Origin of the sequence: Georgenia alba, assembly GCF_042665525.1 — a bacterium.
In the GTDB taxonomy this organism is placed as follows: Bacteria; Actinomycetota; Actinomycetes; order Actinomycetales; family Actinomycetaceae; genus Allobogoriella; species Allobogoriella alba.
This window is the reverse complement of the sequence record NZ_JBHTCQ010000001.1, coordinates 1,197,351-1,221,408: the sequence shown is the minus strand read 5'-3', so window position 1 is coordinate 1,221,408 and position 24,058 is coordinate 1,197,351. Positions and strand designations below refer to the sequence as shown.

The following is a 24,058-nucleotide window of genomic DNA, read 5'->3' as shown; positions in this document are numbered from 1 at the left end:
ATGTGATACGCGCTACATTGATCTCGTTCCGCCCGTCAGCCCTCCGACGGATGCAGAACCGAAGGTGGTGGCACCCGCCTTCAACTCGGGGATCCGGTGGCACCCGATCTCCACGGTTGAGAAGGACGAAGTGCTAATCCGCAGGGGGGCGGCTTCTATGAGTGACCCCGCCGACAACGGCGAGGGCGGAATCACCCGCATCTCGCGTTGGGTCGTGCGCGGCCTCCTGACGGCAGCCGGTGGCGGCGCCGTCGTACTCGGCTCCGCCCTGCTCGGGCCCTCCGCCTCCGCCTCCGACGGCTCCGTCCTCAGCGATGTCGTGGGCGGTGCGACCGAGACGGTCGATGACGTGGCCGAGGAGGCCACGAGCGCGGTCGCGGACACGACGAACGAGACCACGCGCAACGTCACCCAGGCGGTCGGTGCGGCCTCGTCGGGGCCGAACAGCGACACCCGGGACGAGAGCTCCGCCGCCTCGGCATCCAGCCGAGCGGCGTCGCAGCCCTCCCGGTCACAGTCTTCGCAGTCACAGTCGGCGCCACAGCCGGCACCGACGAGCCACGAGACGGCGTCCACGAGCCACGATCCCGTGACCACTGACCAGCAGCCCGCCGAGGCAGCGCCGACCCGCGAGCCTGCCGAACCGGCCGAGCCTGCCGAACCTTCCAGGTCTTCCGAGTCTTCCGAATCTTCCGAGCCGACGTCAGGCCCATCCGCCCTGGAGAGGCTGAGCGGTCCGGTCGAGGAGACGGTCCGCGAACACGTCGCTCCGACCGTCCGGGACACCACGGACCGAGTCCGTGAAACGGTCGAGCCCACGGTCGAGGACGTCGTGACGCCGACGGTCGACGAGACGCTCCGGACCGTGACGGACCGGGTCGCCGAGCACGCAGCACCGGTCACAGAGACCATCCGGCAGGCCAGCGACCGCGCCGTCGAACCGATCGTCGAGGACGTCGTCGAGCCGCCGGTCACGAACGTCGCCGACAGCATCGGCGATGTGACGACCGGCGTTGGTGACGCCGTCGGACCGGTCGGCGAGGTCACCGCCCCGGTGCTCGAGAGCACGGTGACCCCAGTCCTCGAGGACGTGGTGGACCCATCGGTCGGCCGGGTGACCGAGCACCTCGGCGACGGTGTCGTGGCCCCGGTCACGGACGCTGTCCTCGAACCGGTCGTCGACCGGGTCGTGACACCGATCCTCGACCCGGTCGCGCCGGTGACCACACCTGTCGTCGACGTCGTCGACTCGGTCACCACCCCCATCGTCGAAGCCGTCCCGCCCGTGGTCACACCCGTTGTCGAGACGGTGCCGCCTGTGACGGACCCCATCCTCGACGCGGTCTCCCCACTCGATCCGATCGGCGACGCCACGCCTGCCAACCCTGGCGTGGATGGTCCCGACCCGATTCCCGGGCCCGGCACGCGCCCCTCACCTGAGGGTCCCACCGACCCGGCAACGCCCACCTCACCCGTGCCACCCGCCGCCGACGACGCCGAGCAGGTGCGGCAGCCGGCCGAGAGCGCGGAGCGCGGCGCGGACGAGAGCTCGCAGCCGGAGTCTCTCGAGCTCGACCAGCTCACCTATCCCGACCTCTCGTATCACGTCGGCGACCTCACCACCCCCGCTCTCTGGACAGCGGGCGCGGCGGCCGAGGCCACCCCCGACGCACCCCCTGCGGGCACGCCCGTGGAGAGCGTCAGCGGGACGGCAGGCACACCTCAGGGTGTGCCGACGCCGGCCATGACCTCGACCTCTGGCCCGAGCGCCAGCGTGAGCTCCACCGGGCACCCGCTCGGTAGCGCCGACACAGACCTCGTTCGCGGACTTCTGGCGACCGCGGACGCCATGATCACCCTCGCGGCCGCGGCCTCGCCGTCGGCACTCCTCGAGGTCATCCTCGAGGTCGCAGTCGCTCCCGACTGACGGATGGACGGCCGGATTCTGCCGGCATGTCTCTCGGCACCCGTTCGGTGTGCCGGTCCATCCATCCAGTCAGGAGTCAAGCCATGCATCTCTTCCTTCGGAGGGCAGTACAGACGTCACTGCTCACCGGTGGGCTCATGGTTGTCGGAGCAGCGGCGGCGCACGCCGCAACCGACGACAGCGTGGTTGACCAGATCAGTGCCAGCACCACCTCGGCCGTCGTGGAAACCGTTCAGGCGCCCACCGGCCAAGACGCTGACTCTGACGAGGCCAACGAGCCCGCTGGTAACGACCCACCAGCTGCTCAGCAGCAGAACGAACCATCAACGGTCGCACGCGCCGCGTCCACCGTCACCGGTGCCATCGACACCACGACGGACGCGGTCGGGCTGACCAGCTCCGACGACGCTCCCAGCCAGGGGAACGGCGGCGACAACGGTTCCGGGGACGGTGTCGCCAACGGCGCCGCCTCGGGCAACGGTGAGCACAACTACGGAGTCGGCAGCGGCAACGCCGACGACGCCGACGTCACCGCACCGATCAACGTCCCGATCAACGTCTCGGGCAACTCCGTCGGTGTCGTCGGAGACTCTTCCTCGTCGTCGCAGACCGATGCGTCGAGGACGGCGGAGAACTCCGTCTCCGACGACGACACCACCGCGAACGGGTCCGCCGGCGGTTCGGATGTCGACGACGGTGCCGACGGGAGCTCTGGGAATGGCGCCGGCGAAGGTATCGCCAACGGCCCTGCCTCCGGCGACGGCGAGCACAACTACGGAGTGGGCGGGGGTAACGCCGACGACGCCAGCGTCGACCTACCAGTCGCCGTGTCGGTGAACACCTCCGGCAACTCCGTGGGGCTGGTCGGCGGCTCGGAGTCGGACGCACAGACCGACGCCTCGACCGCCACGTCCAACACGGTCCTCGACGACGACACCACCGAGCGCGGTGCCGGAGCCGACGAGTCCGGGAACGGGACCGGCGAGGGCATCGCCAACGGCGTCGCCTCGGGCAACGGTGAGCACAACTACGGAGTCGGCAGCGGCAACGCCGACGACGCCGGTGCCACCGCGCCGATCACCATCCCGGTGAACGTCTCCGGGAACGCGATCAGCCTGATCGGCGACTCGGAGGCCGACTCGGAGACGAACGCCGCGACGACCGCAACCAACGAGGTCCAGGACGACGACACCACCGCCAACGGCTCCGCCGACGGCACCGATGTCGCCGTCGACGGCAGCCTCGGCAACGGGAGCGGCGAGGGCATCGCCAACGGCCCTGCCTCCGGCGACGGTGAGCACAACTACGGGGTCGGCAGCGGCAACGCCGAGGACGTGGACGCGACGGCACCGGTCACCCTTCCGGTGAACGTCTCGGGCAACGCCATCTCCGGGGTCGGGAACTCGGAGAACACCTCCGTGAACACCGCACCGACGACCGCCACCAATGAGTTCTCGGACGACGACACCACCGCCAACGGCTCCGCCGACGGCACCGGTGTCGACGGCGCTTCGGGGAACGGGATCGGCGACGGTCTCCTCAACGGATCGGCATCCGGCAACGGCGAGCACAACTACGGAGTCGGCGGCGGCAACGGGGACGACGCGGGTGCCACCGCGCCGATCACCCTGCCGGTCAACGTCTCCGGGAACGCCGGGTCGGTTGTCGGGAACAGCGAGAACCGCTCGGTGAACACCGCGCCCACCACGGCGACCAACGACGTCTCGGACGACGACACCACCGCCAACGGTGGTGGCGACGCCGCGAGCATCGCTGGTCTCGGAGGCGGTAACGGCATCGGGGAGGGCCTCGCCAACGGCGCGGCCTCCGGGAACGGCGAGCACAACTACGGAGTCGGGGGCGGCAACGGGGACGACGTGGGTGCCACCACGCCGATCACCCTGCCGATCAACGCCACCGGCAGCGCCATCTCCGGAGTCGGCAACACCGAGAACACCTCGGTGAACACCAGCGGAACCACCACGTCGAACACGGTCTCTGACGATGACGGCATCGCCAACGGCTCCGCCGAGGGCGCTGAAGCCGACGTCGACGGGAGCACCGGGAACGGCATCGGCGAGGGCATCCTCAACGGGGCTGCCTCCGGCGACGGCGAGCACAACTACGGAGTCGGGCTCGGCAACGGTGATGACACCGACGCCACGCTCCCGGTCACCGCTCCGGTGAACCTCTCCGGCACCACCGGGTCGGTTGTCGGCACTGCCGAGAATCGGTCGGTGAGCCGTGCTCCGACCACCGCGACCAATCAGGTCGAGGACGACGACACCACCACCAACGGCTCCGCCGCGGGCAACGGTGTCGATGTCGACGGTGGACTCGGAAACGGGACCGGTGAGGGCATCGCCAACGGTGCGGCCTCCGGGAACGGCGAGCACAACTACGGAGTCGGCAGCGGGAACGGGGACGACGTCGACGGCGTCGCGCCTGTCACGCTTCCGGTGAACGTCTCCGGAACCACGGCGACCGGGCTCGGCAGCGCCGAGAACCACTCGGTCAACAGGGGTCCCACGGAGACCGACAACGCGGTCTCCGACGACGACACCACCACCAACGGCGGTGTCGCCGACGGGCAGCCTGCCGACGGTTCCGGGAACGGGACCGGTGAAGGCATCCTCAACGGCGCCGCATCGGGGAACGGTGAGGACAACTTCGGAGTCGGCGGTGGCAACGGTGATGACACTGACGCCACGCTCCCGATCACCGCTCCGTGGAGCATCTCCGGAACCACCGGATCGGTCATCGGCAGCACCGAGAACAACTCGGCCAACACCGCCGGGACCGTCGCGACCAACCAGGTCTCCGACGACGACGTCATCGCCAACGGCTCAGCCGGCGGCACCGACGCCGACGTCGACGGGGGCCCCGGGAACGGGACCGGTGAAGGCATCCTCAACGGGGCCGTCTCGGGTAACGGCGAGCACAACTACGGAGTCGGGAACGGCAACGGCGATGACGCGGGTGTCACCGCGCCGATCACCCTGCCGTGGAACGTCTCCGGCTCGACCGGGTCCGTTGTCGGTGACACCGAGAACAACTCCGCCAACACCGCACCGACGCAGACCGGCAACTCGGTCTCCGACGACGACACCACCGTCAACGGGGCCGGCGCCGAAACCGACGGTGAGGACCTCGGCGGGAACGGGACCGGTGAAGGCATCGCCAACGGCCCGGTGTCCGGTAACGGTGAGCACAACTACGGAGTCGGGAACGGCAACGGCGACGACGCGGGTGCCACCGCGCCGATCACCCTGCCGTGGACCGTCGACGGCACCACCGCAACCGGCCTGGGCAACACCGAGAACAACTCCGAGAACACCTCGCCCACGACGAGCGACAACGCCGTCTCCGACGACGACACCACCGTCAACGCCGGTGGTGGCAACGGTTCGGGTGACGGACTGGTCAACGGCGTGATCTCCGGTAACGGTGAGCACAACTACGGAGTCGGGAACGGAAACGGCGACGACGCGGGTGCCACCGCGCCGATCACCCTGCCGATCACCGGCGACGGCACCGCCGGATCCGTTATCGGCAACACGGAGAACAACTCCGACAACAACTCGCCCACGGACACCAGCAACCACGTCACTGACGACGACACCGTCGTCAACGATGGCGCTGGTGACGGCAACTTCGAGGGCGACCTGCCCGGATGGCCGGAACCCGGACTGCCCGGGCTGCCCGACCTCCCGGGTCTCCCCGGGCTGCCGGGCCTGCCCGGTGACGGGGACGGAGAGACCCCGGGCCTCCCCGGTGACGGCGACGGCGAGCTGCCCGGTCTCCCGGGCCTGCCCGACCTCGACGGCACCATCGGCGGGATCGTCGACGACACCACCGGCACCATCGGCGGCGTCGTCGACACCCTCCCCGTCCCCGGCCTGCCCGGTGACGGAGACGGAGAGAACCCGGGCCTGCCCGGACTCCCCGGCCTGCCGGGCCTCCCCGGTAACGGCGACGGCGAGCTGCCCGGTCTCCCGGGCCTGCCCGACCTCGACGGCACCATCGGCGGGATCGTCGACGACACCACCGGCACCATCGGCGGCGTCGTCGGCACCCTCCCCGTCCCCGGCCTGCCCGGTGACGGGGACGGAGAGAACCCGGGCCTGCCCGGACTCCCCGGCCTGCCGGGCCTGCCCGGTAACGGCGACGGCGAGCTGCCCGGTCTCCCGGGCCTGCCCGACCTCGGCGGCGTGATCGACGAAACCACCGGCACGATGAACGGAGTCGTCGGCTACACCACCGGAACCGTCAACGGCATCACCAGTTTCACGGTGCGCACGCTGAACGGCCTCGTTGGCGACAGCACCGGCACGATCGGCTGGGTTGTCGAGGACACCACCGGCACGATCGAAGTAGTCGTGGACGGCGCCACTGGCAGCATCAGCGGGGTCGTTGACGACACGACCGGAACCATCGAGTGGGCAGTTGACGACACCACCGGCACCATCGGCGGCGTCATCGACACCCTCCCCGTCCCCGGCCTGCCCGGTGACGGGGACGGAGAGACCCCGGGCCTGCCCGGACTCCCCGGCCTGCCGGGCCTGCCCGGTGACGGTGACGGCGAGCTGCCCGGTCTCCCGGGGCTGCCCGACCTCGACGGCACCATCGGCGGGATCGTCGACGACACCACCGGCACCATCGGCGGCGTCATCGACACCCTCCCCGTCCCCGGCCTCCCGGGTGACGGGGACGGAGAGAACCCGGGCCTGCCCGGACTCCCCGGCCTGCCGGGCCTCCCCGGTGACGGCGACGGCGAGCTGCCCGGTCTCCCGGGCCTGCCCGACCTCGACGGCACCATCGGCGGGATCGTCGACACCCTCCCCGTCCCCGGCCTGCCCGGTGACGGGGACGGAGAGAGCCCGGGCCTGCCCGGACTCCCCGGCCTGCCGGGCCTGCCCGGTGACGGTGACGGCGAGCTGCCCGGTCTCCCGGGGCTGCCCGACCTCGACGGCACCATCGGCGGGATCGTCGACGACACCACCGGCACCATCGGCGGCGTCGTCGGCACCCTCCCCGTCCCCGGCCTCCCGGGTGACGGGGACGGAGAGAACCCGGGCCTGCCCGGACTCCCCGGCCTGCCCGGTGACGGCGACGGCGAGCTGCCCGGTCTCCCGGGCCTGCCCGACCTCGACGGCACCATCGGCGGGATCGTCGACGACACCACCGGCACCATCGGCGGCGTCGTCGGCACCCTCCCCGTCCCCGGCCTGCCCGGTGACGGGGACGGAGAGAACCCGGGCCTGCCCGGACTCCCCGGCCTGCCCGGTGACGGCGACGGCGAGCTGCCCGGTCTCCCGGGCCTGCCCGACCTCGACAGCACCATCGGCGGGATCGTTGACGACACCACCGGCACCATTGGAAACGCCTCTCGCTCTCTCTTCCGGCTTCTCGGATTCCAGCCGAGCAACCCCGGAGGCGGCAACGAGCAGCCCGGTCAGCCGGGTGACGGCGACACCCAGCCCGGCACTCCCGATGGAGGTCTCGACGACCTGGTCGACGTCCCGTCCATCATTGGTGGCGCCGTGAGCGACACTGGCGACAGCATGGTTGGCAACCTGCCCGGTCTCGTCGATGAGACAGTCGGAGCTGAGGGGTCTGTCTCCGAGGCGCTCGACAACATCACCGACGGCCTCAACGAGGGCAACCCGGTGGGAGGCATCGATGAAGCGATTGGCAGTGTCATCGGTGACGCCGACAGTGCAACGGGCGCTCTCGGCGAGCTGATCGAGGCTGCAATTGGCGACGACGGCATCACCGAAGGTGTCACGGACGGCAACGTCCCTGACGCAGTCACCGGTGGTGTCGAGGGTGTCGTGGGTGGAGACGGTGCGGTTGACGCCGTCCTGCCCGACGACTCCGCCGTCTCGGAGATCGGTGAGAGCGTCACCGCCGAGGACGGCGCGCTGGATGACGTGCTCGGTCCGGACGCACCGGAGGACGGCGTCACCGACGGTCTTGCGGCCGCTGTCGTTGACGGCGTGGTCGGGGAGGACAACCTCGTCGCGAACGCCGTGAACGGCAACGTCGAAGGCGTCGCGGACGACGTCATCGGTCCCGACGGCCTCGTTGACACCGTCATCGAGTCGCGGGCTGTCGCCGCGCCGGACGACGGGTCCAACGGGTCCGACGGGTCCAACGGCTCGGACGGCTCGGACGGCTCCGACGGGTCCGACGGGTCCGACGGGTCCGACGGATCAGACGGCTCCGACGGATCAGACGGCTCCGACGGGTCCGACGGGACCGACGGCAACGACGGGACCGACGGCAACGACGGCTCCGACGGGAACGACGGCTCCGACGGGACCGACGGCTCCGACGGGACCGACGGGAACGACGGCAACGACGGGACCGACGGCAACGACGGCTCCGACGGGAACGACGGCAACGACGGCAACGACGGGACCGACGGGAACGACGGGAACGACGGCTCCGACGGGACCGACGGATCAGACGGCTCCGACGGGTCCGACGGGACCATCGGAGGCATCGGTGGCGGGTTCAGCCCGCCCACCGGGCCGATTGTCCGGCCGGGTACCGGCATCGGCATTGGTTCCGGTATGCCCGAGATGGGTGTCGGAAACGGCACTCTCCCCTCCGAGGCTGCCCAGGGCGACGGTGAGCTCGCGGCGACCGGTGCGGACGTCACCGAGCTCGCGTGGCTCACGGCGCTCCTGGTCCTTGGTGGGCTGGCGCTCCGCACCAGGAGCCGGGTCACCGCGTGACCCACGTCCCTGCGGGCGGCCCGACCTCTGTGCAGGGGGAGCGGGGCGGGCGCCCGCAGGCCAGGTCCCACCCGATAGCGGTTCACACCGCTGCCGGGTGGGCCCTGCCTCACACCGGTTCCCAGCGTCCGCGCGACCTTCGCGTGACCTCGGACCCTCCTACGTCAGCCAGCTCGGCCACCGCTGCATGCACGCGAGCCGCGACCGACTGCGCGAACGCATCGTCATCCGAAGTGAACCGCACGGTGATCCGTGCGCGGCCACGCACGACGCCGACGTCCTTCGCTTCCACGGTGGTCATCTCGGCCGCCGCGGTCGCCGCTCGTGGCAGCACGTCCTCCGGCACCACGCCGGGACGCAACAGCCCCACCGGGACGTGCACGCGGTAGGACGGCATCACACCATTCTGCGGGCCCGAACGCTGCGGCGGACCGAGGAGCGTGCGGAGTGCCGTCAGTACGCGCCCGACCCGGTGACGACGGCACGCAGCGTCTTCAGCACCAGCACCACGTCACCGCTGACCGACCAGTTCTCCACGTAGCTCAGGTCCAGCCGGACAGCCTCGTCCCACGGCAGGTCGGACCGTCCCGAGACCTGCCACAGCCCGGTGACACCGGGCTTGGTGAGCAGCCGGCGGTGCACGTGCGGCTCGTACTCGGCCACCTCGACGGGCAGCGGGGGCCGCGGGCCGACCACGCTCATCTTCCCGCGCAGCACGTCCCAGAACTGCGGGAACTCGTCGATCGAATGGCGCCGTAGGAACCGCCCGACCCGCGTCACCCGCGGATCGTCGCGACGCTTGAAGAGCGGGCCCTCCTGGTGCTCATCCGCCTTCAGCGACGCGAGACGCTGCTCGGCGTCGACACTCATCGACCGGAACTTGTGCATGTGGAAGGTGGTGCCGTCCTGCCCCACACGCTCCTGCCGGAAGAAGACCGGTCCTCCGTCGTCGAGCTTGATCGCGAGCGCGACCGCCGCATAGAAGGGCGCCAGCAGCACGAGGACCCCCGCCGAGAAGGCGACGTCCATGGTGCGCTTGAGCAGGTGCGCGCCGCCCGAGAACCGTGGCAGGTCCACGTGGACCACCGGCAGGTTGTCCACCGGGCTCTGGTGGATCCGCGGCCCTGCGACATCGGTGAGCTGGGAGACCATCATCAGCTCCGACTCCCCGGCCTCCAGGTCCCACGCGATCTGCTTGATCTGCTTCGCCGGCATCCCACCGGCGACGAGGACCGCCCCGAGACGCGGGTCCTGCGCCGCAACCTTCAGCTCCTCGAGGGAGATCCGCGGCAGCTCGGGCACCGGAGGCTGCCCGCTGCTGCCTGAGTCCTCCGAGGATGTGAGGGCGACGGCAACCGGGGTGTACCCGGTCTCGGGGTGGCGCCTCATCTCGGCGACCGCGGTCTCGACGTGATCCGCGTCGCCGACCACGACCGTGCCCGTGAGGGCACGCCCGTCGTTGCGGACCCGGGCGAGGCCAAGCCGCCACGCCAGACGGCCGCCGAGCAGGAGCAAGACCCCTACGGGCAGCGCGACGATGACGTAGGAGCGTGACAGCTCGACCGGGCCCAGGTAGGACAGGAGGGCAATGCCTCCGAACGCGCCGAAGGTGGCGCTGAGCACCCGGCGGTACTCCTCCATGCCGGCACCGATGACCCTGCGGACGCGGGTGTCCCACGCGGTCAGGGCACAGAACCAGACGAGAACCACGAGGGCGCCGACCACCTCGTAGTCCAGCGTCGCCCCGGTCCGCAGGGTCAGCGTGCCCGGCTCGGTGCCGAAGCGGACGAGGTCCGCGATCACGACCGCGAGCGCGAGGACGACCAGGTCGGTCACGATCAGGGCAGCGCGGTAGCGACGATCCCAGCGCGGACCGAGGTCCGGAGCCAGCGCGGGCCACATCCAGAGCCACACGTGACGTGACCGGCGTGAGCCGCGCGTGACCGCCCCGGGCGAGGGTTGCGTCCTGGCGGCGGTTCTGTCGTGCTGCAGGGGGGATAGGCTCGACAGTCCCACCGCCGCCAGGACGCGGTCCATGGGTCCGAAGGGCTCCGAGGCGACGGCGGCGGCCCCAGCGGGGCGGACACCCAGGCGTCTCGACATTCGGTTCCTCCGGACATGTGTGCAGTGCGATGCCCAGGGAACTCTCCGGCAGGCGGCGTCACTAGCCGTTCGGTGGGTGAACGCCGGGTGAACGAGCCCCTCACCCGGGGGGCGGGAGGAGGGTGAAACGGCTGATCGCAGCGGTGCGCCGGCCGCCTCGGCGTCAGCTGTCGAGCAGCCCGGCGGCGAGCGACGGCGCGATGGCGGGACTCACCGGGAGACGCGGGAGGAGCGTCGCCTGGAGCGAGTGGTAGATGTCCGGCTTGCCGGACCACGTCTTGGCGCTTGGCGCCAGGTCGGGGCCGAGCTCGTGGACCCAGGCGCCGGGCCGCTCGACGAAGTACTCGGCGGCGTGGTCCCAGCAGGTGCGGTACCAGTCGTCGTACTTCTCCTCGCCGGTCACACGATGGAGGACTGCGGCCGCACCGATCGCCTCGGTGATCACCCAGTGCATCCGCTCACGCACGACCGGCACGCCGTCGAAGTCCACGGTGTAGACGAACCCGTTCACGCCGTCGGCCGCCCAGGCCTCCACCCCGCGCGAGAACAGGGCGGTGGCGCCCTCGAGCATCCAGGGCTCCGGGTCCCGGCCCCGGGCGACCACCGAGTCGCGGGCCTGGAGCACCAGGCGGGACCACTCGAACCAGTGCCCGATGGTGGCGCCGAACGGCCGGAACTTGTGGCCCGGGTCGTCGCGGTTGTACTCCGGCAGCGGTGTCCACGCCGGGTCGAAGTGCTCCGGGATCCGCCAGTCGGAGCCTCGGGCGAAGTCGTCGACCACACGACGGGCGATGCTCAGCGCCCGGTCGAGCCAGGACTCGTCGCCGGTGACGTCTGCGGCGGCCAGGTATGCCTCGACCGTGTGCATGTTCGCGTTGACGCCGCGGTACTCCTCCAGCTCCGTGAAGGTCCGGTCCCAGCTCTCGACGACCATGCCCTCCGCATCGCGCCAGAACCGCTGCGTCTGCACGGCCTGGGCACGCGCGAACAGCTCGGCCGCGCCAGGCCGGCCGGCCGCCGTCGCCGAGGAGGTCGCCAGCAGCACGAAGGCGTGCGGGTACGCCTCCTTGCGCGTCTCGACCGGCCCCTCCGGTCCGACGGCGGAGAACCACCCGCCGTGCTCGGTGTCCTCGAACACCTCGGCCAGGGCCTTGAGGCCGTGGTCGACGAGCGGGGCGAACCCGGGCCGCCCGAGCAGCGTCGCGAGGGAGAAGCAGTGCGTCATCCGGCAGGTGATCCACAGCTCCGTCGTCGCCGCCGGGTCGACCACACCCTCGGCGTCGAGATAGCCGAACCCCTGCGCCGTGCGGGACGCGCGGCCGAAGCGCAGCAGCGCGTCGGTCTCCTGCTCGAGCCAGCGGGTGTGAGCAGGCTGTCCCAGCCACTGCGTCGTCATCGTCGGCATGCCTCCAGCTCCTCGGTCCGGTCCGTCCGGAAGGCTACCCGGCGCGCCGGTGCCCGACTAACTCGTGCGCGTGCGTCACCGGGCGGCCTCCGATCGAGCCGACCAGGCTCATGCGCGGCCCTGGACCCGGTCCACGGTGGCCCGGGCGAGCGCGTCGGAGGAGTCCACGACGGGGACGATCTGCTCGACGCCGTCGAGCACGAGCGAGATCTCCGTGCAGGCGTTGAGCACGAGGCCGACGCCGCGGGCGACCAGCGACCGGCACACCTCGCGCACGATGGCGCCCGCCTCACCCAGCTGGTCGCCACCCGCCTTGACCGCGTAGATCGCACGCACGAGCCCGGCCTGGTGGTCCGCGTCCGGCACCACAGGAGTGAGGCCGCGAGCGGCGAGACCGTCCTGGTAGATCGCGCTGGCGATCGTGGCGTGCGTACCCAGCACACCGACGGTGCCGCCGCTCCCCACCTCCTCGAGCGCCGCGTCCACGGCGGTGTCGACGATGCTGAGCAGCTCGACCCCGACGTCCCGTGCCACGTCGGGAAGCCAGACGTGCGCGGTGTTGCACGGCGAGACCACGAAGGTCGCACCGGCATCACTGAGCCTGAGGAGCCCCCGCTCGAGCCACGGCACGATGCTCTCACCACCGTGGAGCAAGGCGGCAGTACGGTCCGGGACGGACGGGTCGGCCCACATGACGACCTTGGGATGGTCCTGATCCCGCGAGGCCGGTGTGACCTCGACGAGCCGGACGTAGAAGGCGGCCGTGGCGGCGGGCCCCATCCCACCGAGGATGCCGACGAGCGGTGCCTCCGTCACGACACGACCTTGAGGGCGGCGTCGGGGTAGGCGTAGAGCGCCGGTGCCCCACCGGTGTGCACGAAGAGGACCTTCTCCCCCGCGGCCAGCTCACCCTGCCGGATCATGCCGACGAGCCCCGCCGCCGCCTTCCCCGTGTACACGGGGTCCAGGAGGATGCCCTCGGTCCGGGCGAACAGCTGGATCGCCTCGGTCATCTCGTCAGTGGGCAGCGAGTAGCCGGGCCCGACGTACTCGTCGCGGACGACGACCTTTTCCCGCGGTAGGTCGCCCGGCAGGCCGGCCAGCTCGAGGACGCCGCCGGCGAGCGCGTGCAGCTTCTCCTCCTGTGCGGTCCTCTCGGCGCGGACGCTGATGCCCGTCAAGGGGATCTGGGCGGAGCCGGCGTGGAACCCGGCCACGAGGCCCGCGTGCGTCCCGCCCGAGCCGCTGGCGCACACCACGTGGTCCAGTGCCAGGCCGGAGTCGAAGGTCTGGCCGAGGATCTCCGCGGCACAGGCGGCATAGCCCAGTGCCCCGCGGGCGTTCGATCCTCCCCCGGGAATGACGTACGGCGTCCCGCCCGCGGACCGGACCCGCTCGGCCACCTCTTCCATGGCTCCCGCGAGGTCGGTGCCCGCAGGGACCACCGTCATGGAGTCGGCACCCAGCAGCCGGTACAGCAGGTTGTTGCCGGAGGCGTCCTCGCTGTAGGAACCGGGCACGCGCTCCTCGAGCACCAGGTGGCACGCCACCCCTTCCTTGACGGCGGCGGCCAGCGTCAGGCGGCAGTGGTTGGACTGCACGGCACCGGTCGTGATGAGGGCGTCGGCACCCTGGGCGAGCGCGTCCGCGACGAGGAACTCCAGCTTGCGGGTCTTGTTCCCGCCCGAGGCCAGACCGAGCAGGTCGTCACGTTTGACGTAGACGTCCGGGCCGCCGAGCGCCGCACTCAGGCGCGGGAGGTGCTCGATCGGCGTCGGGGCCTCGGTGTACCGGCGACGGGGAAAGCGGGCCAGATCCATCGGGTGTCTCGATCCTCTCGGTCGTGCTGCAGTGGCGAGGTCGCGGGGTCGGCTACGCCGTCCGCTCGTACGTACGGTTCCACCCGGTCAGGGCGGAGACGACCACGACGACGAGCAGCGCCCAGGCGTAGGGGTTGAGACCGGCCGACCAGATCGAGGGAACGTCCAGGTCGTACTCGGCGGCGGCCGCCACGACCACGCCGAACCAGACGATGACGGCGTTGTGCCACGGCAGCATGTAGAAGACGGTGCAGACGGCGCAGTCGAGCAGGTTCGCCCGCCGTTCCGGGGCGAGGTCGTACTTCTGCCCGAGGGGCCGGGCGATGGTCGGGCCGAGCATGAGGATGGCCGGCGCGTTGGCGCCCAGCGGGATGGTGAAGAGGATGCTCACCCCGACGATGACGAGCTCGGCGGAGCGGACGCCTCGCGCAGCGGCCCGCTGCAGCTTGGCCAGGAGCCAGCTCATGACGCCGGAGTCCGCGAGCACCCTGGTGAGCCCGAGGACGAAGAGCACGAGGAGCACCGGGCCGGTCACGTCCAGGATCGCGTCCTCGACGAGACCGGTGGACTCGTCACGCTCTGCCGGGACGTGGAAGATGTCCGGCCCGCTCAGCGCGCCGGTGAGCAGCGCGAGCACGAGCGCCGACAGCGTCCCCCAGGTCAAGGACTCGAAGATGTGCCGGCCCATCAGGGCGAGCACGATGACGAGCGCGAACGGCAGGAGCATGATCAGGCCCACCGGCGAGGACTCGGCCGTCACGCTGCCACCCGCCGCCACCTCGCCGCCACCACCGGCGGCGTAGAAGGTCACGAGGCTGACCGCGCCGGCGGTCAGGGCGAGGGGAAGCCGTCGCCGCACGACCGCGCCCATGGTCGCGTCCTGCGTGTAGGACGAGGCGATCGTCGTGTCGGAGATGGGCGAGAGGTTGTCGCCGAGGGCGCCGCCGGCGAGGACCGCGACTGCCACCATGGTCGGGTCCGAGCCGAGCAGGACGCCGGCCGGGAAGAGGATCGGGACGAGGGCGGTCACCGTGCCGACGCTCGTGCCGACGCCGGTGCCGAAGACGGCCGCCAGGAGGAACGCGAAGGCCGTGAAGGCCGCACCCTGGATGCCGGTCTCCAGCCCGAGCCAGAGGAGGCCCTCGACGAGACCGCCCTCCTTCATGAAGGCGCCGAAGATCCCGGCGAAGATGAACGCGACGATGATGACCGCACCGGTGCGGTCGGCGAGCCCGGCGATCACCGACTCGGCGTAGGCCCGCTTGGTCCGGGCGAGCAGCAGTCCGACGATGAGAGCCGCGGCGGCTCCCACCCAGAAGCTGGTGGTCGAGGCGCGCTCCGCGATCGAGAGCCAGCACAGTACGCCGATGAAGATCAGCGGTGGCACGGCCGCGCCGGCGAGGCCGCCGAACATCCGGACCGGCGAGGTCTCGGCCTCGGTGCTCTGCACGCTGGTGTCTGACATGGGGCCTCACCTCAGAATTCGGAGCCTGCGTGGTCCGACCGTAGGCCCGCAGCATGTCATGGGTGTTACGCACCGCTCCGGTGGCGTTCACGACGAGCCGTGGTCCGGCTCCCCAGCCTGTCCTTGGCGGATGTTCACCCAACTGTCAGTACCGGACGTCAGTGTGGTGCCCGTCGACATCCCGTCGGCGGACCTGAGGAGGCTGGCATGACGCAGACGACCGACGCGCCCGGTGAGGTCGTGCTCGACCCGGTGCACGAGCTGGACGAGGACGCCCCGTGGCTCACGGCAGTGATCCGACCCACCGGGGTGCTGCGCCGTCGGGACGCGGAGCGGCTGCACCACGTCCTGGATCCGCTGTCGACGGTCGCGTCCGTCGTCGTCCTCGATCTGGACGCCGCCCGGCTGGCGGGTCCCGGGGCCGCAGCGGCGATCGACGGCGCCGCGGCGCGCCTCGAGGAGCGCGGCGGTGCCCTGCTGTGCGTCAACACCGACGAGCACAACCGGGCACGGCTGGCGGAGGCGGGTGCGCACGCCGTCGTCGCGGACGCCGGCCGCACCGCCGTGCACGGCCCAGCCGGCTACCTCTCCCCCAGCTCGCGCATCACGGCGTAGAGGTCGGCCTTGCCTTCGAAGCCGATTCCCGGCAGGTCCGGGATCGTGACGTACCCGTCCTCGACGGCCGTGCCGTCCGGGAAGCCACCGAAGGGCTGGAACAGGTCGGGATAGGACTCGTTGCCCCCCAGGCCCAGGCCCGCGGCGATCGCGAGCGACATCTGGTGACCGCCGTGCGGGATGCACCGCCGTGGGGACCAGCCGTGGTCGCGCAGCATGTCCAGGATGCGCAGGTACTCGACCAGGCCATAGCTGAGCGCGCAGTCGAACTGGAGCCAGTCCTTCTCGGGTCTCATACCGCCGTAGCGGACAAGGTTGCGGGCGTCCTGGACGGAGAACAGGTTCTCGCCCGTCGCCAGCGCCCCGGAGTAGCGGCGGCCGATCTCGGCCTGGAGCTCGAAGTCGAGCGGATCCCCGGGCTCCTCGTACCAGAACGGGTCGTACTCCTCCAGGGCCTCGGCGTACGCGAGCGCGGTCTCGCGGCCGAACCGTCCGTTCGCGTCGACGGCGAGCCGTTGCCCCGGCTCCAGCGCCTCGAGCACGGCCTCGATGCGTCGGCGGTCCTCCTCCAGGCTCGCCCCACCGATCTTCTTCTTCACCACCGAGTACCCGCGGGCGGTGTAGCCGCGCATCTCCTCCTGGAGGGCCCTGAGGTCCTGTCCGGGGTGGTAGTACCCGCCGGCCGCGTAGACGAAGACGCGCGGGTCGCCCTCGCCGTCGCCATAGCGCTCCGCGAGCAGCCGGTAGAGCGGCTTCTCCTCGATCTTCGCCACGGCGTCCCAGACCGCCATGTCGACGGTGCCGACCGCCACGGAACGCTCACCGTGCCCGCCGGGCTTCTCGTTGACCATCATCGCGTCCCAGACGCGGTGCGGGTCCAAGGTGCCTGCGTCGTCGAGGAGTCCGTCCGGGTCCGCCTCGAGCAGTCGCGGCACGAAGCGCTCCCGCAGCATGGCGCCCTGGCCGTACCGGCCGTTGGAGTTGAAGCCGTAGCCGACCACCGGCCGGCCGTCCCGTACGACGTCGGTGACGACGGCGACGAGGCTCAACGTCATCCGACTGAAGTCGATGTAGGCGTTCCGGATGGAGGAGCTGATCGGGTACGTCTTCTCCCGTACGTCGACGATCCTCACGCGCGCTCCTCCTGGTCCTCGAGCGTCGCGAAGACGCGCAGCAGCTCCTGCTCCACCTCGGCGGTGGACGCGGTCCCGCCGAGGTCAGGCGTGCGCACGCCGGTCTCGCCCAGGACCTTCCCCATGGTCGTCAGCACGGCCCGTGCGGCGTCGGTGTGGCCGAGGTGCTCGAGCATCATGGCGCCCGCCCACACCTGGCCGAGCGGGTTCGCCCGGCCTGTCCCGGCGATGTCCGGTGCAGAGCCGTGGACGGGCTCGAACATCGACGGGTGGTCTCTCTCCGGGTTGAGGTTCGCCGACGGTGCGATGCCGATGCTGCCGATGATGGCCGCGCCGAGGTCGGTGAGGATGTCCCCGAAGAGGTTCGAGGCCACGACGACGTCGAACCGGCCGGGGTCGAGCACGAAGAGCCCGGCCAGGGCATCGATGTGGTACTCGCTCGTCTCGACCTCGGCGTACTCCGGAGCCAGCTCCCGGAAGATCTCGTCCCAGAACGGCATGGTGTGGATGATCCCGTTGGACTTGGTCGCCGAGGCCAGGCGTCCACCGCGCGAGGCCGCGAGGCCGAACGAGTAGCGCATGACGCGCTCCACCCCGGCCCGGGTGAAGAGCGTCTCCTGGACGGCGAGCTCCTGGTCCGTCCCTCGGTACAGCCGGCCGCCGACCTCGCTGTACTCGCCCTCGTTGTTCTCCCGCACCACGAGGAAGTCGATGCCGCCGGCGGGGACATCACGCAGCGGGCTGTCGATACCGGGCAGCAGGGTGACGGGCCGAAGGTTGACGTACTGGCGGAAGGTGCGTCGGATCGGGATCAGCAGGCCCCACAGGGACACGTGGTCCGGAACGCCCGGGTAGCCGACGGCGCCGAGGAAGATCTGGTCGAACTCCCGAAGCGTCTCCAGTCCGTCGGCCGGCATCATCCGGCCGGTGCGGGCGTAGTACTCGCACGACCAGTCGAGCTCGGTCCACTCGAAGGAGAAGCCGTAGCGCTCACCCGCCGCGTCCAACAGACGCTGGGCGGGCGGGACCACTTCGGTACCGATGCCGTCTCCGGGGATGACGGCGATGCGGTGGGACGGCATGGCAGGACCTCCATCGGGGGTGGGTCGGTGGCCGGGCGGCCGTGGGGTCGGGTGCGGAGTGTCGAAGGGTCAGAACATCAGCTCGGGCAGGCGGACGTAGAGCACCTCGGTGAAGAGGAGGTAGAAGGCCAGCGCTACACCGAGGGCGACGACGGCGTCCAGCAGCAACCCCCGCCAGCCTGGACGACCCTTGCGCATGATCAAGGCCGTGAGCAAGAAGAAGACGACACCGCCGACCGCATAGCCCAGGAGGGGCAGCGTCAGTACCCAGGCGGCAAGGAGCAGCACCGCTCGCACGAGCGCCGGCAGCGGGAGTCGCTCGGGCTCCTGCGCACTCCCCGTGCTCCTGCCCGCGACGGCGAGGCCGACCAGGGCGAGACCGAGCACCGCCAGGACCACGATGATGGCGTCCGGCCACGTCCCGCCGTTCGGACTCGTGTAGCTCCGCTGCGTCCAGAAGACCGCAGCGAGCACGACTGCCGCGGCGCCGACGGCGACGTCGACCCGTCCGGCGCGGCGGGGGCGGCGGGGGCGCTCGGTGGCCATGTCAGCTCCCCTCCTCGACGGCCGGCACCTGGGAGCGTTCGTCGTTGCGTCGTCTGAGCCGCGCCCGCACCAACGGCCAGGCGAGGGACACCACGGACATCACGATCAGCACGATCGACAACGGGCGGGTGAAGAACGTCGTCCACGGCGCGTCGGACCCGGTCGAGGTCAGCAGTCCCTGGACGAGCCCGGTCTCGGCGATGGTTCCGAGCACGAGCCCGAGGACGATCGGTGCGGCGGTGATCCCGGCCGTGCCCAGCACGTAGGCCAGCACGCCCAGCACGAGCATGATCACGACGTCGACGACCGAGCTCCGCACCGCGTAGGCACCGACGATCGCCAGGATCATGATGCCGGGAGCGAGGTATCGGGCCGGCAGCGCCATCACGCCACGCTGCAGGGTGCGGCCGCCGATCAGGCCCACCGGAACCATCAGGACCGCCGCGACCGCCAGGGCGACGACGAAGGTGTAGACGAGGTTCCCCGAGGAGGTGAACAGCTCGGCACCGGGCCGCAGCCCGTGCAGCAGCAGGACGCCGATGATGATCGCGTCCGGCGGGGTGCCGGGGACACCGATCGTGAGCGTCGGGATCATGCTCGCGCTCACGGTCGAGTTGTTCGCGGTCTCGGCGGCGACGACTCCCTCGAGCTCGCCCTTGCCATAGTTCTCCGGGTGCTTCGACGCCCGGCGCGCCTCGTTGTACGCCACCAGGTTCGAGACGTTCCCACCTGCCCCCGGCAGGATGCCGACCACGGCGCCGAGGACCGCGGAGCGCACCAGGTTGACGGGACCTGTGACGACCTTCGTGACCGCCTCCCGCAGCTGCGAGCGCCGTGCGCCGCCGTCGGCCATCTCGGCCGGTCGGCCGCGCCGGGCGATCAGCCGGATGACCTCGGGGATGGTGAACAGACCGACGAGCGCGGGCACCAGCGGGATGCCGCCCTGGAGCATGGGCTCGCCGAAGGTGAAGCGCACGTCGCCGCCGACCGGTGCGATGCCCATGGTGGCGAGGAGCAGGCCGAAGGCGGCACCGATCAGTCCCTTCAGCACGGACCCGCTGGCGAGGCTGACGACGATGGTGAGGCCGAAGATCGCCACCCAGAAGTACTCCTGGGGACCGAACCGCAGCGAGAACTGGGCGAGGGGCGGCGCCAGGAGCACGAAGACGACGACGCCGAACACACCCCCGACGAACGAACCGATCGTCGCGCCCACCACCGCCTCTTCGCTGCGCCCCTTCTTCGTCATCGCGTACCCCTCGATCGCCGTCGCGATGGAGGACGGCGTACCGGGGGCGTTGACGAGGATGGCGGTGAACGAGCCGCCGTAGATGCAGCCCATGTAGAAGGCACCCAGCAGCACCAGGCCGGACGTCGGCTCCATCGCGAACGTGAACGGCACGAGCAGCGCCAGACCCATGGTCGCGCTCAGCCCGGGCATGGCTCCGAAGAGCATGCCGACGACCGTCCCGCCCAGCACGAGCAGGAGCATTGGGGGGGCAAGGTTCTGCAGGATGCCGGCACCGAGTGACTCGAGCATCAGGACTCCCCTCGGACCTGTCCCACGTCAGAGCATGCCCAGACGGCTCAGGAGGTCCTCGTACTCCTGGCTGCGCTGCGCCGTGAACTCGGTGGCCTCCCGCGGCCCGTAGTTCTCCAGGACGAAACCTTGCTCCTCGAACTGCGAGACGAGCTCCGGATCCTCGTTCACCTCCGCGAAGGCGTCCGCGAGGGTCTGGACGATCTCGTCCGGCGTCTCCTGCGGCACCGCGACGCCGCGGTAGGCGCCGTCGACGATGTCGTACCCCTGCTCGGCGAAGGTCGGCACGTCCTCCAGGCCGGGCATGCGTTCCTCGGTGGCGACCGCGAGCGGACGGATGTCCTCGCCGAGCTGGTGCGCCATGGGCGTGTACGTCATGAGGGCATCCACGTGCCCGCCGAGGAGCGCCGGCACCGCGTCACCGGTACCGGTGAAGGGGGTGTAGGTCAGGTCGACGCCCGCCATGTCGGCGAGCATGAGCGTGCCGAGGTGGTTGGCGGTGTAGTCGCCGCTGCCTCCGATGCTCACGTCGCCCGCCTCGGCGGCCTGGACGAAGTCGTCGAGGTTCTCGATGTCGCTGTCCGCAGGGACCGCCAGCATGTTCGGGGTGGACTGGAAGATGTAGACCTGCTTGAGGTCCTCGGTCTGGTATCCGGCGTCGTCGCGCAGCATCGGCTGGAGGATGATGTGCGGCAGGTTGTGGCCCATGATCGTGTAGCCGTCCGGGTTCGTCCGGGTGAGCTCAGACCACCCCAGCGCCCCGCCGCCACCGGGCTGGTAGCTGATGGAGACCTCGGCGCCGAGGACCTCTTGGAGCGGCTGCTGCTGAAGACGCGCGGTGATGTCGGACTCGCCGCCGGCGTCGAACGGCAGGACGTAGTCGACACGGCCGTCCGGGTAGCTCTCGACGTCGTCGCCACACGCGGCCAGCAAACCGGTGGCGGCAGCCAGTGACGCAACGATTCCGGCAGTTCGGCGGATGCTCATGCTGTCCTCCGTCGGGCAGTTCGATCGCCGGCGGTCCGTCCTTGGACCGCGGCTCGTCCACGAGTGAACCGGGCGGGCGTCCGCCCCGTCCAAGACCTATCCGCACTGCCATCGATAGCCTCTGCCTATCGATGGCTCTGGGGCGCGCCGCCGCAGGCAGATCCGCAGCGTTGTGCCGCAACTGTTCGATCGAGACGGCGCACGCGGGTCGTGCCGGTCTGATAGGCACGGTCTCTCGATCCGGATCACCGAGGACCGGAAGGACCCCGCTCGGACATGGATGTTCGCCAGTTGCAGTACTTCCTCGCCGTCGTCGACGAGGGCAGCGTCAGCGCGGCGGCCGAGCGGCTGTACGTCGCCCAGCCGTCGGTCTCGCAGTCCATCCGGCGGCTGGAGCGTGAGCTGCGTGCCGACCTCTTCCACCGCACCGGTCGTCGCCTGAGCCTGACAGTGGCGGGCGAGTCACTGATCGTGCCCGCCCGCCAGGTGCTGCGCTGGCTCGGACTGGCGCGCGCCCATGTCGATGCGGTGCAGGGGCTGCGCGCGGGACGCCTGGTGATCGCGACGATGCCGTCGCAGGCGGTCGACCCGCTGCCGGCGATGATCAACCGGTTCATCGACCGGCACCCGATGGTTCAGGTGTCCATCCGTGCGGCGGGGACGCCGCCGGAGGTCGTCAACCTGGTGCGCTCGGGCGGTGTGGAGGTCGGGATCGCGGCCGCCACCGACGCGATCGACGCCGACGGCCTGGCGGTCCATCCCGTCGCCGAGCAACGTTTCATCGTCGTCTCGTCGCACGAGGCCCAGCTGCCGACCCGGGGCCCGCTGACCTACGAGCAGCTGGAGGGTCAGCGCCTCATCGTGGGCCAGCCCGGCACAGGGATGCGCCAGGTGGCCGATGAGGTGCTGGCGCGGACCCGGTCCGCGGTCGCCGTCGTGGAGAGCGAGCACCGGGAGGCGATCCTGCCCATGGTGCTCTCGGGCCTGGGGACGGCGGTCATCAGCGAGGCGTGGCGATCCGTGGCGCGCGAGTCCGGGCTGATCGTCCACGACCTGGAGTGCGACGTGCGCCTGGAGGTCGCGGTGCTCCACCATCCAGACGGCCTCAGCCCGGCAGCGCGCGCCTTCGTGCTCGCCGCCACCGAGCCGCAGTGGGAACGGCTGGGCCTGACCGCCGGACCGGCGTCCCGGCGCCCCCGGTGAGGTGTCCGGACACGTCTGGCGCGCGCATCAGGCCCGCGGCTCGTCGAAGAGACCGGCGCGACGGCGCGTGGTGCGGTTGGCATGCACCGTCCACCGTGGCACCCAGCGTGCCAGGGCCGCCGCGGCTGCCGGGCCGAGCGCTCCCGCCGCCCAGATGCCGCCGGCGAGCGAGCCGAGGGCGGCGCCGGCCGAGACGATGAGGGGCCCGAGCGCGACACCCCCATCCTGCAGCACCCGCCACATCCCGAGGAACTGGGCGCGGCCCTCGGTCGGCGCGACGTCGGAGCCCAGCGTCATGAGGATGCCCGAGCTCATGCCGTTCCCCAGCCCCAGCAGGCCCGCGGCCACCGCCAGGCCCACCGCACCGCTGCTGAGCGGCAGCACGACCATGGCGGCCCCCATGACCGCCATGGCCGGGATCCCGACCCACAGCCGCCCCATGCGGTCCATGACCTTGCCGGCCGGGTAGAAGAGCAGCATGTCGACGCCCCCGGCGATCCCGAAGATCAGCGACGTGACGGCCGGGTCGAGGCCGAGGTGCTCGCCCCACAGCGGGACCACCTGCTGCCGGGCGCCACGCACCGCCCCCACCAGGAGCACCGCGACTCCGAGCGACGTCAGCACGGGGCGGTGCCGGCGCAACGACTCCCGTAGTCCGGGTCCCCGCGCGGTGGTTCGGCCCCGGGCGCCGGTGGTGCGAGCGTCGTCGCGGACCAGGAACAGCGTGACGGTCGCCGCCAGCGCCGTGCCGACCCCGAGCAGGTAGGCATGGTCGACGGCGCCGCCGTGGATGACCAGCGCACCGACGAACGGGCCCACGAACTGCCCGATCCGGTGGACGCCGCCGAGCGTGGACATCACCCGAGCGCGCCGCAGCGGCGGCGTGATCTCGGTGAGGTAGGAGTGCCGGGCCAGGTTGAAGACGGCGGCAGCGGCCCCGACGGCCAGCACCGCCAGGGCGAGCGTCACCAGGCCGGGCGCGAGGGCGGCGCAGCCGAAGGCGACCGCCGCGACGCCGCCCGCCGCGAGCATCGCCCGCCGGTCCCCCACCCGTGCGGCCAGGGCCCCGGCGGGGAGGTCCGCGAGGATCTGCCCGACCGGGACCAGCGCCGCGAGCACGCCCGCCAGCGCCAGGTCCGCCCCGCGGGAGACCGCCGACGGCGCGATGATCGGCAGCATCGCCCCGAGCCCGACCTCGAAGACGAAGGTCGGGACGAACGCGCCCAGCACCACCGACCGGAACGGGAACATCGGGGCGCGGTACGCCTCGTCACCGGGTCGCTGAGCAGGTGTCGCAGGTGGCACAGCCCCCATCATCGCCCGCGGGCCGGCACGACGCGCTCGCGTCTCGGCGAGGCACCACCTTCTCCGCAGATCGCCACCGGATCCGGTGGCGATCTGCGGAGAAGGTGGTGCGGAGGTCAGCGCCGGGTCGTGGACGGCTCGACGGCGGAACCTCAGAGCGTGGCTACGCTGGCCCGGTCACCGC

16 protein-coding genes are annotated in these 24,058 nt (G+C 71.2%); 4 read left to right on the top strand and 12 right to left on the bottom strand.

The annotated features are described in order from the left end of the window. The first annotated feature begins 832 nt into the window (after nucleotides 1-832). Both ACFQQL_RS05725 and ACFQQL_RS05720 read left to right on the top strand, forming a co-directional pair. A complete protein-coding gene (locus tag ACFQQL_RS05725) occupies nucleotides 833-1,927 on the top strand; it encodes a hypothetical protein (RefSeq protein ID WP_382392149.1) in 1,095 nt (364 codons plus the stop codon). 221 nt (nucleotides 1,928-2,148) lie between these two features. Then, nucleotides 2,149-8,670 (top strand): beta strand repeat-containing protein, encoded by a 6,522-nt coding sequence (locus tag ACFQQL_RS05720; protein WP_382392147.1) that lies wholly within the window; start codon nucleotides 2,149-2,151, stop codon nucleotides 8,668-8,670. A gap of 109 nt (nucleotides 8,671-8,779) precedes the next feature. Here the strand turns inward: ACFQQL_RS05720 and ACFQQL_RS05715 are convergent, their stop codons facing one another. The 6 genes from ACFQQL_RS05715 to ACFQQL_RS05690 form a co-directional block, all read right to left on the bottom strand. Then, a complete protein-coding gene (locus ACFQQL_RS05715; RefSeq protein ID WP_382392145.1) occupies nucleotides 8,780-9,052 on the bottom strand; it encodes a hypothetical protein in 273 nt (90 codons plus the stop codon). A gap of 71 nt (nucleotides 9,053-9,123) precedes the next feature. Next, nucleotides 9,124-10,506 (bottom strand): sugar transferase, encoded by a 1,383-nt coding sequence (locus tag ACFQQL_RS05710; protein WP_382392143.1) that lies wholly within the window; start codon nucleotides 10,504-10,506, stop codon nucleotides 9,124-9,126. Nucleotides 10,507-10,936: 430 nt separating this feature from the next. Continuing rightward, nucleotides 10,937-12,178 (bottom strand): AGE family epimerase/isomerase, encoded by a 1,242-nt coding sequence (locus tag ACFQQL_RS05705; protein WP_382392141.1) that lies wholly within the window; start codon nucleotides 12,176-12,178, stop codon nucleotides 10,937-10,939. A gap of 108 nt (nucleotides 12,179-12,286) precedes the next feature. Beyond that, the gene (gene cuyB, locus ACFQQL_RS05700) at nucleotides 12,287-12,994 is read right to left on the bottom strand and encodes a cysteate racemase (protein ID WP_382392139.1); all 708 of its coding nucleotides are present in this window, start codon (nucleotides 12,992-12,994) and stop codon (nucleotides 12,287-12,289) included. Beyond that, complete coding sequence (gene cuyA, locus ACFQQL_RS05695; protein WP_382392137.1) at nucleotides 12,991-13,998, bottom strand: D-cysteate sulfo-lyase; 1,008 nt, start codon at nucleotides 13,996-13,998, stop codon at nucleotides 12,991-12,993. Before cuyA ends, cuyB begins: the two co-directional genes overlap by 4 nt. 52 nt (nucleotides 13,999-14,050) lie before the next feature. Continuing rightward, nucleotides 14,051-15,463, bottom strand: coding sequence for a Na+/H+ antiporter NhaC family protein (locus tag ACFQQL_RS05690; RefSeq protein ID WP_382392135.1), 1,413 nt, complete (start codon nucleotides 15,461-15,463; stop codon nucleotides 14,051-14,053). Nucleotides 15,464-15,670: 207 nt separating this feature from the next. Here ACFQQL_RS05690 and ACFQQL_RS05685 point away from each other — a divergent pair, with 207 nt between their 5' ends. Further along, entirely contained in the window at nucleotides 15,671-16,078 is a 408-nt protein-coding gene (locus tag ACFQQL_RS05685; protein ID WP_382392133.1) for a hypothetical protein, read from the top strand. Here the strand turns inward: ACFQQL_RS05685 and ACFQQL_RS05680 are convergent. The 5 genes from ACFQQL_RS05680 to ACFQQL_RS05660 form a co-directional block, all read right to left on the bottom strand. Continuing rightward, entirely contained in the window at nucleotides 16,045-17,211 is a 1,167-nt protein-coding gene (locus tag ACFQQL_RS05680; RefSeq protein ID WP_382392131.1) for a mandelate racemase/muconate lactonizing enzyme family protein, read from the bottom strand. The two genes, ACFQQL_RS05685 and ACFQQL_RS05680, sit on opposite strands and share 34 nt — an antisense overlap. Beyond that, the gene (locus ACFQQL_RS05675) at nucleotides 17,208-18,293 is read right to left on the bottom strand and encodes a tartrate dehydrogenase (protein ID WP_382392129.1); all 1,086 of its coding nucleotides are present in this window, start codon (nucleotides 18,291-18,293) and stop codon (nucleotides 17,208-17,210) included. The genes ACFQQL_RS05680 and ACFQQL_RS05675 overlap by 4 nt, the downstream gene beginning before the upstream one ends. A gap of 69 nt (nucleotides 18,294-18,362) precedes the next feature. Further along, nucleotides 18,363-18,839 carry a tripartite tricarboxylate transporter TctB family protein gene (locus ACFQQL_RS05670; protein ID WP_382392127.1) on the bottom strand — a complete coding sequence of 159 codons (477 nt, stop codon included), beginning with the start codon at nucleotides 18,837-18,839 and terminating at the stop codon, nucleotides 18,363-18,365. Between the two features lies 1 nt (nucleotide 18,840). Beyond that, nucleotides 18,841-20,379, bottom strand: a complete 1,539-nt coding sequence (locus ACFQQL_RS05665; protein WP_382392125.1) for a tripartite tricarboxylate transporter permease — start codon at nucleotides 20,377-20,379, stop codon at nucleotides 18,841-18,843. A gap of 27 nt (nucleotides 20,380-20,406) precedes the next feature. Further along, entirely contained in the window at nucleotides 20,407-21,366 is a 960-nt protein-coding gene (locus ACFQQL_RS05660) for a tripartite tricarboxylate transporter substrate binding protein (RefSeq protein WP_382392123.1), read from the bottom strand. 276 nt (nucleotides 21,367-21,642) lie between these two features. On the opposite strand from ACFQQL_RS05660, the gene ACFQQL_RS05655 reads away from it, so the two are divergent. Beyond that, nucleotides 21,643-22,569 (top strand): LysR family transcriptional regulator, encoded by a 927-nt coding sequence (locus tag ACFQQL_RS05655; RefSeq protein ID WP_382392121.1) that lies wholly within the window; start codon nucleotides 21,643-21,645, stop codon nucleotides 22,567-22,569. 27 nt (nucleotides 22,570-22,596) lie between these two features. Here the strand turns inward: ACFQQL_RS05655 and ACFQQL_RS05650 are convergent, their stop codons facing one another. Next, nucleotides 22,597-23,874 (bottom strand): MFS transporter, encoded by a 1,278-nt coding sequence (locus ACFQQL_RS05650; RefSeq protein ID WP_382392119.1) that lies wholly within the window; start codon nucleotides 23,872-23,874, stop codon nucleotides 22,597-22,599. Nucleotides 23,875-24,058 lie beyond the last annotated feature (184 nt).

Coding starts and splice junctions, on each gene's coding strand:
- ACFQQL_RS05705 (WP_382392141.1), bottom strand. CDS start 12,178: ATGCCGACGATGACGACGCAGTGGCTGGGACAGCCTGCTCACACCCGC.
- cuyA (WP_382392137.1), bottom strand. CDS start 13,998: ATGGATCTGGCCCGCTTTCCCCGTCGCCGGTACACCGAGGCCCCGACG.
- ACFQQL_RS05690 (WP_382392135.1), bottom strand. CDS start 15,463: ATGTCAGACACCAGCGTGCAGAGCACCGAGGCCGAGACCTCGCCGGTC.
- ACFQQL_RS05685 (WP_382392133.1), top strand. CDS start 15,671: ATGACGCAGACGACCGACGCGCCCGGTGAGGTCGTGCTCGACCCGGTG.
- ACFQQL_RS05675 (WP_382392129.1), bottom strand. CDS start 18,293: ATGCCGTCCCACCGCATCGCCGTCATCCCCGGAGACGGCATCGGTACC.
- ACFQQL_RS05670 (WP_382392127.1), bottom strand. CDS start 18,839: ATGGCCACCGAGCGCCCCCGCCGCCCCCGCCGCGCCGGACGGGTCGAC.
- ACFQQL_RS05665 (WP_382392125.1), bottom strand. CDS start 20,379: ATGCTCGAGTCACTCGGTGCCGGCATCCTGCAGAACCTTGCCCCCCCA.
- ACFQQL_RS05660 (WP_382392123.1), bottom strand. CDS start 21,366: ATGAGCATCCGCCGAACTGCCGGAATCGTTGCGTCACTGGCTGCCGCC.
- ACFQQL_RS05655 (WP_382392121.1), top strand. CDS start 21,643: ATGGATGTTCGCCAGTTGCAGTACTTCCTCGCCGTCGTCGACGAGGGC.